Source organism: Humidesulfovibrio sp. (assembly GCF_035560995.1).
GTDB lineage: Bacteria > Desulfobacterota > Desulfovibrionia > Desulfovibrionales > Desulfovibrionaceae > Humidesulfovibrio.
Map to the genome: position 1 here is coordinate 1 of NZ_DATMYK010000263.1, position 7,682 is coordinate 7,682.

The window sequence follows — 7,682 nt, forward strand, 5'->3', positions numbered from 1 at the left end:
CTTCGAGATCACGGACACCAACGGCGACACCCTGTCCGACGGCAGGCCCGGCGACACCGTGCTTCTGCTGGCGGGCGACACCTTCGCCAAGGACACGGCCCTTTCCGGCGTCATGGCCGACGGCACCCTGTGCTACTACCGCTACATCGGCGGCCGCAGCGTCAAGGCCAGCACGTCCTCCTCCCTGCGCATGACCCTGGCCGCGAGCCCCGCATCCGCCAGCGAGATCGAATCCGTGCGCGACGCGGCGGGCGTGCTGCGCTCGGCGTTCTGGGAGATGTTCGCCATCGGCGACCGCATTGTGGCCGAGCCGGGCGACGACCCGCTGGACGACGACGCGGTGGAGATCACGCTCTCCGCCCAGCGCGGCGGGCGCATCTGCTTCCTGGCCCCGCGCGACAAGCTCTGGATCGGGGCCACCAGCGGCGAGTGGACGGTGTCCGGCAGCTCGCTGAACACGCCCGTCACCCCTGGCGGGGTCAAGGCCAACCGCGAAGGCACCTTCGGCGCGGCGGATGTGCCGCCCTGCCAAGCCGGTCCGGCCATCCTGTACGTGCAGCGCTCCGGCAAGAAGGTGCGCGAAATGGCCTACCGCCTGGATTCCGACTCGTACACCTCGCGCGACGTGACGCTTCTGGCCGCGCACCTGGGCGAGCAGGGCATCACCCAGCTGGCCTACGCGCAGGAGCCGGACCCCATGCTCTACTGCGTGCGCGCGGACGGCGTGCTGCTGGCCATGACCTACCTGCCGGAGCAGGACGTGTGCGCCTTTGCCCGCGTCATCACCGACGGCCAGGTGGAGGCCGCCTGCGCCGTGTTCAGCCAGAGCGCCAACCGCGACGAACTGTGGCTGGTGGTGCGCCGCGCGGCCGTGGTGGACGGCGTGGAAATGGAGCGCCGCTTCATTGAAACCCTGGAGCCCGGCTTCCCGGAAGCGGCCCTGAACACCGGCGGCGCGTTCTTTGTCGATGCAGGGGTGAGCTACGCGGGTCCGACGGTGACCGAACTCTCCGGTCTGGCGCACCTGGCCGGGCGCCGGGTGCAGATATTGGCCGACGGCGCGGTGCAGCCGGAGCAGATCGTGTCCCCGGACGGCAGCATCCGCCTGGAGCGCGCGGCCGGGGAGGTCCACGCGGGCCTGGGCTACGCCTCGGCCCTCAGGCCCATGCGGTTGGAGTTCGCGGGCACCCGGGGCAGCGCGCAGACGCGCACCAAGCGCATCACCGAGGTGGGGCTGCGCCTGTACCGCACCCTCGGCGGCAAGGTGGGCCCGGACCTGACGCGGCTGGAGCCCCTTTTGTACCGCAGCAGCGCGGACAGCATGGACGGTCCGCCCGCGCTGTTCACCGGCGACAAGAGCGTGCGCTTCCCCCAGGGCTGGAGCACCGAGGGCGTGCTGACCCTGGTGCAGGACCAGCCTCTGCCCATGACCGTGCTGCTTCTGGCCCCGACCCTGGCCCTGAACGAATAGCCGCCGGAAGCCCCGGCGCGAAGGAGCCTCCATGACCATTTCAACCCAGACCTCCAAGGCCGCCTTCAGCGGCAACGGCGTCAGCGCCGTGTTTCCCCTGCCGTTCCCTTTCCAGCGCACGGCGGACATCAAGGCCCTGCTCCGGCAGGACGGCTTTGAAACGCCCCTGGTGCTGGGCGAGCATTTCGAACTTTCCGGCGCGGGCAGCGCGGCCGGGGGCAGCCTGACCATGCTGGTGCCGCCCGCAACCGGCCAGACCCTGGTGGTCTGGCGTGCGCCGGCCCTGGTGCAGGAAGTGGACTATGTGGAGAACTCGGCCTTTCCGGCCGAAACGCATGAGGCCGCCCTGGACCTCTTGACCATGATCTGCCAGTCCCTGCAGGAGCAGATCGGCCGGGCGGTGCTGTATCCCGTGAGCACCCCGGCCGAGGACATCCTGGATTCCTCGGCCTTCCTGGCCGCAACGCAGGCGGACAAGGACGCTGCCCGCGCCTCGGAGCAGAATGCCGCGGCCAGCGCCGCACAGGCGGCTGCCTCGGCTTCGCTGGCGGCGCACAGCGCAGCGGGCATTGATGACGTGGCGGCGACCCTGGATGGATTGGTGAAGGTCTCGGCCGGGGATGCATGCGGCCGCAGCCTTTCGGCCAAGCTGCTGGCGGGCAATGGCCTGTCCGAAGGCATTGAGAACCCCGGAGGGGACGAGGGACTGCGTCTTTCCGTGGCCCTTGCGGCTGACTCCGGCCTGGAGTTCGCCGCCGGGCTTGTGCGGGTCAAGGCTGGAACCGGCCTGGTGCGCTCGGGCTCCGGCCTGGCGGCCGATGTGGGCACCACAGCGGGCAAGCTGCTGCAGCTGGACGAGCAGGGCCGCATGCCCACAGTCGATGGCCGCAACCTGACGAACCTGCCGGGAGGCTCGGCCTCGGACCTGGCCGCCATGAACGCTTTCGTGGCCTTCATGGGCGCTGGCCGTGCAACCGGCCCGCTGCCCAAGGGCGGCATCTGGCTCTGCGCCACGGACGAGCTGAGCAGCAGCAACGCTTTGTATGCGGCGGCGGACAAGACCTACTCAAACAAGAACGTGTCGCTGTATGCCCCAACCGGTGCGGTGTTCGGCAGCACGTGGATGTCTGGCGGGGCGGGGACGCGTGATGGATGCTTTGATGGCAGCACCGCTAAGGACCACCTGGGCACGGCCTACGAGACTTCAGGGGGATGGCTGGGCAAGGCTTTCGCCTCCGCGCAGCCGATATACGCCGTCAAGGTCTATGGTTCAACCGACCTCGGCCATGTCTTCAACGCCAGTTTCGGCAGTTCGACCAGCCAGGTTACGCTCAAGATCTATGGCAAGAACTCCGCTCCGGCAAACGCCACGGACGGGGCGCTGCTCGCCACAGACACCTTCACGAATGCGCTGTCGGCCAACCCACGAACGCTGATGCTTTCTGGCACGCCGTATTTGTACGTGTGGGTGGTGTGCACCGCCGCCTCGGCCACCTACGTCTGCAACGCCCAGATACAGTACATGGCTGGCGTCACCACGAACATGAGCCTGTCCTCCGCCGCTGGCGTGGCCCTCGGCTTTGTCCCGACCAGGGCCACGCTGTACCTGCTGCACAAGGCCGTGGATGGCGTGACCCTCAACACCGACCTTGTGCCCAAGGCCTCGCGCGGGTCCGGTTGGGCCTCGGCCTCCGACCTGGCCGAGGTGTGCCAGTTCGACGGCACTTACAAGATGCTCAAGGCCACCATGGACCTTTCGGCCCTGGCCTCCGGCTCCACCGGCCTGTGGGGCCTCGACACCCACAACCTCAAGGCCCAGCAGGTTCGCGCCGCGCTGGCGCTGTTCCAGTAAGGAGGAAAAAACATGTACGCCAGCATCATCAACGGAAGCGTCTGCGAAGTGACCGAGGCCCTGCCCGCGCCGGGCGCGTTGTTCCTGGAGTGTGGAGAGAATGTCCGGGGCGGCTGGGTGATCCAGGGCGGCACGTGCGTGGCCCCGGAGCCGGAACCGGCCGAGAATCCCAACGCCGCCATCGACGCGCAGATCGCCGTCCTGGAGGCGGCGCAGCACCGCGCCACGCGGGAATTGCTGCTCGGGTCGGACTCGGCAGTGCTGGCTGAGGCCAAGGCCCGCCTGGCGGAAACGGATGCGCTCATCGCGGCCCTGCGGGCCCGGCGCGTGTAGCGATTCTGGAGAGGAAGCCATGAACCAGCCCTGCGCCTTCCACGACCAGAGCATGGAGCAGCTGCGCGCCGCGGTGCTCGACCTGAAGGACCAGATGCGCCAGGCCATCGACGGCGTGGCCGTCCAGTCCCGCGCCAATGGCGAAACCCTGGTGCGCATCGCCGAATCCCAGGTGGCCCGGCGCGAGCTGTGCGCCCGGCAGGAGCAGCGCCTTTCGGCCATGGAGCGCGGCGCGGAACTGCACCGCAGCGCGCACATGGCCGAGCGCGAGGAATACCTCGCCGAACGCGCCGACCTTTGGGCCGCGGTGAACAAGCTGCGCTTCCACGTATATGTGGGCCTCGGCGTGGGGCTGGTTCTGCAGATTCTTGCCCCGCTGGCCTTGCGGCTGGCGCTGAAATAGGAGCATCCCATGGGACTTCTCGACCTGCTGCCCGTTGTCGGCGCGGCGGCGCAAAAGCTCATCGACCTCATCCCTGACCCGGGCGCCCGGGCCAAGGCGGCGGAGGAATACCAGCGCACCCTGCTGGGCATCGCGGCCAAGGCCGAGAGCGAGCAGCGCGAGATCAACAAGGCCGAGGCCCAGTCCGCCTCGCTCTTCGTGGCGGGCTGGCGTCCGGCCATCGGCTGGGTGTGCGCGTGCGCCCTCGGCTTTCAGTACCTGCTGCGCCCGCTCTTCGCCTGGGCCGGGGGCGTGTGGTGGCCACAACTGCCGCCCCTGCCCGGGCTCGACTCCAATCTGTGGGAGCTGATGTTCGGCATGCTCGGCCTGGGCTCTTTGCGCAGCTTCGAAAAAACCAAGGGGGTGGCCAAATGAACCGCCAACGCGTGGCCGAGCAACTGCTGGTGGATGAGGGCCTGCGCCTCAAACCCTACCGCTGCACCGCGGGACGGCTGACCATCGGCGTAGGCCGCAACCTGGAGGACAAGGGCATCAGCGAGTCCGAGGCGCTGCTGCTTCTGGACAACGACATCGGCGACTGCTGGAGCCAGCTTGCCGTGCGGCAGCCGTGGGCGCTCGCGGCCCCGGAGGACATTCAGGAAGTGCTGGTGAGCATGGCCTTCAATATGGGGGTGGGCGGCCTGCTGGAGTTCAAGGACACGTTGGCGCTGCTGCAAGCGGGCAGGTACCCAGAGGCGTCCAGGGCCATGCTGGCGTCCAAATGGGCGGGCCAAGTGGGCAAGCGGGCGGAGCGCCTGGCCGTGCGGGTGCGCGGGACCCCCTAGGCGGGTGTGCGTCTCTTGGCGCGCGAAATCGGGAGCTGAGGAAATTTCGCGCCGGGCCCTTTTCGTGTTTGTGCGGCATGGACAGCTGCCGCAGCGATGTCTATATAGGAACCGTCGATGACTGCGCGCAGATCCCGCCACAACTCCGCAACCCGTTTGCACAAGGAGGGCGCGTCATGCTCAGGCAGCAGTTCCTTTCCGAGATGGAGGCCAGGCTCCGCCAGTTCGATGAACGTTTGGACAGGCTGGCGGCGAGGCCCCAGCCCAAGAGCCAGCGCGCCCGCCAGGAGCGGGAACGCATCTACTTCCACCTGTTGGCCAGCAGGGCCGAGCTGCGCGAACGGCTGCGCCAAGCCGGCTATACTCCGAACGAGAGCTGGCGCGAGTTCAAGGAGGCCATGCAGTCGGTCTACGACGGCATGGCCAGCCGGCTGGACGAGGCCACCGCCGAGGAATCCGATGGCGAGAAGCTGGGCGGCGTAACGGACCGGATCCGCGTCGAGCGGGCGGCCGAAGCCGTGTAGCGCCGCCTTACGGCTTGAGCTGGGAGAGCAGCATGCCGCCGAGCATCAGCCCGCAGCCGATGAGCGCGCGCAAAGCCAGCACCTCGCCCAGGACGAAGTAGCCCGCCACGGCCGCGAACACGGCCTCCAGGCTCAGGATGATGGCGGCGTGGGCCGGGTCGGCGTCGCGCTGGGCCACCACCTGCAGGGTGTAGGCCACGCCCACGCTCATGAGGCCGCCGTACAGAATGGGCACGGCCGCTCCGTAAATGCCTTCCAGGGTGATGGGCTCAAGGGCCAGGCCGAAGCCCAGGCTTAAGGCCGAGCAGACCACGAACTGCGCCGCCGCCAGCCTGACCGCATCGGTGCCGTCCATGCCCGGCGAAAGCCTGCTGATGAGCAGCACATGCCCGGCCCAGAACACCGCGCCGATGAGTTCCAGCACGTCGCCATAGGCGATGGAAAAGTCCTCGTTCACCGAAAGCAGATACAATCCCACCGCCGCGGCCAGCGCGCCCAGCCAGGTGCCCGCGCCCGCGCGGTTGCCCAGGAAAAGGCCGAACAGCGGCACCATCACCACATACAGGCCCGTGATGAACCCGGCCTTGCCCGCCGTGGTGTAAACGATGCCCACCTGTTGCAGCGCCGCGCCCGCAAACAGCACGCAGCCCGCCACGATGCCGAAGCGCACGATGCGCCCGGTTTCGATGCCTGCGCCGCCGCCCTCGCGGGTGCGCGTCTGCCGCATTTTCCAGATGAGCGGCTGGAGCGCCAGCGCGCCCAAAGCGAAACGGATGCCGTTGAAGGTGAAGGGCCCCACGTGTTCCATGCCCAGGCGCTGGGCGACGAAGGCCGCGCCCCAGATGAGCGCCGTGAGCATGAGCAGGCCGTCGGCCCGGAGCTTGTGTGCGAGCATGTCTTTCCTTGATCGGACTGGCCGGAATTTGTGGTGGCGAGCCCGCATCCGGGCGTCAGCCCGGAAGAAGTACCTCGGCCCCCGGTTCCCGGCAAGGGGGAAAACGTCCCGATGGGGCGGGAGAACGGCGGCCCGGGACTACTTCAGCGTGATGTCGAAATTGGAGAGCAGCGAGACCGCCTCCGGCAGGGAGAAGACGGTCTTGTGGAACCTGTTGGAGTCCGCGTTGATGAAATAGTCGCGCGAGGTGGAGAAGTCCGCGTGGCTGAGGTCGGCGTTGTGGAACATGCACTTGCGCAGGTCGCACTCCTCGAAGACCGCGTGGTGGAGCTTCGTGTTCATGAAGGAGGCATCGCGGAACGAGCAGTTTGTGAACCGGTACTTTGAGAGGTTCATGGAGGAGAAGGCGCAGTTGTCCATGACGCAGCCGGTGAAGGAGGCGGAGAAGACGCCGCTCGTGTTGCTCCAGTTGATGCCCGCGAGTTTCGAATCCCTGAACTTCACGCCGATCAGCCGCGCCGTGCGCAACTGCGCCAGCGACAGGTTGCAGCCTTCGAAGACGCAGTGCTCAAACCGGCAATTGTTGAACGCCGCATACTGGAACGATGCGTTGCGAAAGGTGCACTGGAAGAAGCTGGCATCATCGAGCACGGCGTTGTCGGCCTCGATGCCCGTGAAGATCTCGTCCTCGTGCTCGCCGTCCAGCATCGCCAGGGCTGCCATGTCCGGCATATTGCGCCCGCCTTTCTTTTGTTGAGCGGGGGAGGCGGCGCCTCCCCCGGATTCTTTTTGCCGACTGGCCCCCTCTGCCAAGGGGAATGATTCCCTTTGGGACCCTCACATGGGGGAAGGGGGTGAGTTGCGGCCTAGAAGCCGTGCTTCTTGCCTTTGACGGAGTCGATGTCGATGCGCAGCACGGCCGTGGTCTTGAGGTTGCCCGCGGGGTAGGTGAAGGCCTTGTCCGTGAAGCGGGCCACGATGCGGTTGAGGGCCGCGATCTTTTCCGCCTCGTCCTCCACGAAGCTGGCCCGGCCGAAGCCGATGACCGTGCGGTGGCTGGCCTCGAAGTCGCAGGCCATCTCGTCCTCGATGATGCTGTAGTCGGCCGAGATTTCGAAGCACACGGCGTTGTTGCGGGCAAGGATGTCGATCTTGGTGCCTTTCTTCGCGGAGTGGAAGTAGAGGGCCGCGCCGTCGTAGGCGTAGAAGACGGGCACCACGAAGGGCACATTGTCGTCGCACAGGCCCAGATGCATGACGCGCGAGGCGTGGATGAGCGCGTCGATCTCGGCGCGGTCGGTGATCTCGCGGTCCTTGCGGCGCATGGGGCCGTGGGGATGCTTGGACATGGGGTGGGAATCGGCGGTCTCGGTCATGGGG

At 67.5% G+C, this 7,682-nt stretch carries 10 protein-coding genes; 7 read left to right on the forward strand and 3 right to left on the reverse strand.

The window, feature by feature from the left end; genetic code table 11:
• The 7 genes from VN419_RS10190 to VN419_RS10220 form a co-directional block, all read left to right on the forward strand.
• Positions 1–1,471, forward strand: a 1,471-nt coding sequence (locus VN419_RS10190; RefSeq protein ID WP_325647122.1) for a hypothetical protein, incomplete at its 5' end; no start/stop codon positions are given.
• Between the two features lie 31 nt (positions 1,472–1,502).
• Positions 1,503–3,323 carry a hypothetical protein gene (locus VN419_RS10195; protein ID WP_325647123.1) on the forward strand — a complete coding sequence of 607 codons (1,821 nt, stop codon included), beginning with the start codon at positions 1,503–1,505 and terminating at the stop codon, positions 3,321–3,323.
• A 12-nt stretch (positions 3,324–3,335) separates the two neighbouring features.
• Positions 3,336–3,656: a hypothetical protein gene (locus VN419_RS10200; RefSeq protein ID WP_325647124.1), complete on the forward strand. Its 321-nt coding sequence runs from the start codon at positions 3,336–3,338 to the stop codon at positions 3,654–3,656.
• Between the two features lie 19 nt (positions 3,657–3,675).
• Positions 3,676–4,059: a hypothetical protein gene (locus VN419_RS10205; RefSeq protein ID WP_325647125.1), complete on the forward strand. Its 384-nt coding sequence runs from the start codon at positions 3,676–3,678 to the stop codon at positions 4,057–4,059.
• Positions 4,060–4,068: 9 nt separating this feature from the next.
• The gene (locus VN419_RS10210; protein WP_325647126.1) at positions 4,069–4,473 is read left to right on the forward strand and encodes a 3TM-type holin; all 405 of its coding nucleotides are present in this window, start codon (positions 4,069–4,071) and stop codon (positions 4,471–4,473) included.
• The gene (locus VN419_RS10215) at positions 4,470–4,883 is read left to right on the forward strand and encodes a glycoside hydrolase family protein (RefSeq protein WP_325647127.1); all 414 of its coding nucleotides are present in this window, start codon (positions 4,470–4,472) and stop codon (positions 4,881–4,883) included. The genes VN419_RS10210 and VN419_RS10215 overlap by 4 nt, the downstream gene beginning before the upstream one ends.
• A gap of 176 nt (positions 4,884–5,059) precedes the next feature.
• Positions 5,060–5,407: a hypothetical protein gene (locus tag VN419_RS10220; RefSeq protein ID WP_325647128.1), complete on the forward strand. Its 348-nt coding sequence runs from the start codon at positions 5,060–5,062 to the stop codon at positions 5,405–5,407.
• Positions 5,408–5,414: 7 nt separating this feature from the next.
• Here VN419_RS10220 and VN419_RS10225 read toward each other — a convergent pair whose 3' ends face one another.
• The 3 genes from VN419_RS10225 to VN419_RS10235 form a co-directional block, all read right to left on the reverse strand.
• Positions 5,415–6,302 carry a DMT family transporter gene (locus tag VN419_RS10225; protein WP_325647129.1) on the reverse strand — a complete coding sequence of 296 codons (888 nt, stop codon included), beginning with the start codon at positions 6,300–6,302 and terminating at the stop codon, positions 5,415–5,417.
• Positions 6,303–6,440: 138 nt separating this feature from the next.
• Positions 6,441–7,034 carry a pentapeptide repeat-containing protein gene (locus tag VN419_RS10230; RefSeq protein WP_325647130.1) on the reverse strand — a complete coding sequence of 198 codons (594 nt, stop codon included), beginning with the start codon at positions 7,032–7,034 and terminating at the stop codon, positions 6,441–6,443.
• A gap of 134 nt (positions 7,035–7,168) precedes the next feature.
• The coding region (locus VN419_RS10235) for a pyridoxamine 5'-phosphate oxidase family protein (protein ID WP_325647131.1) at positions 7,169–7,682 on the reverse strand (514 nt) is incomplete at its 5' end.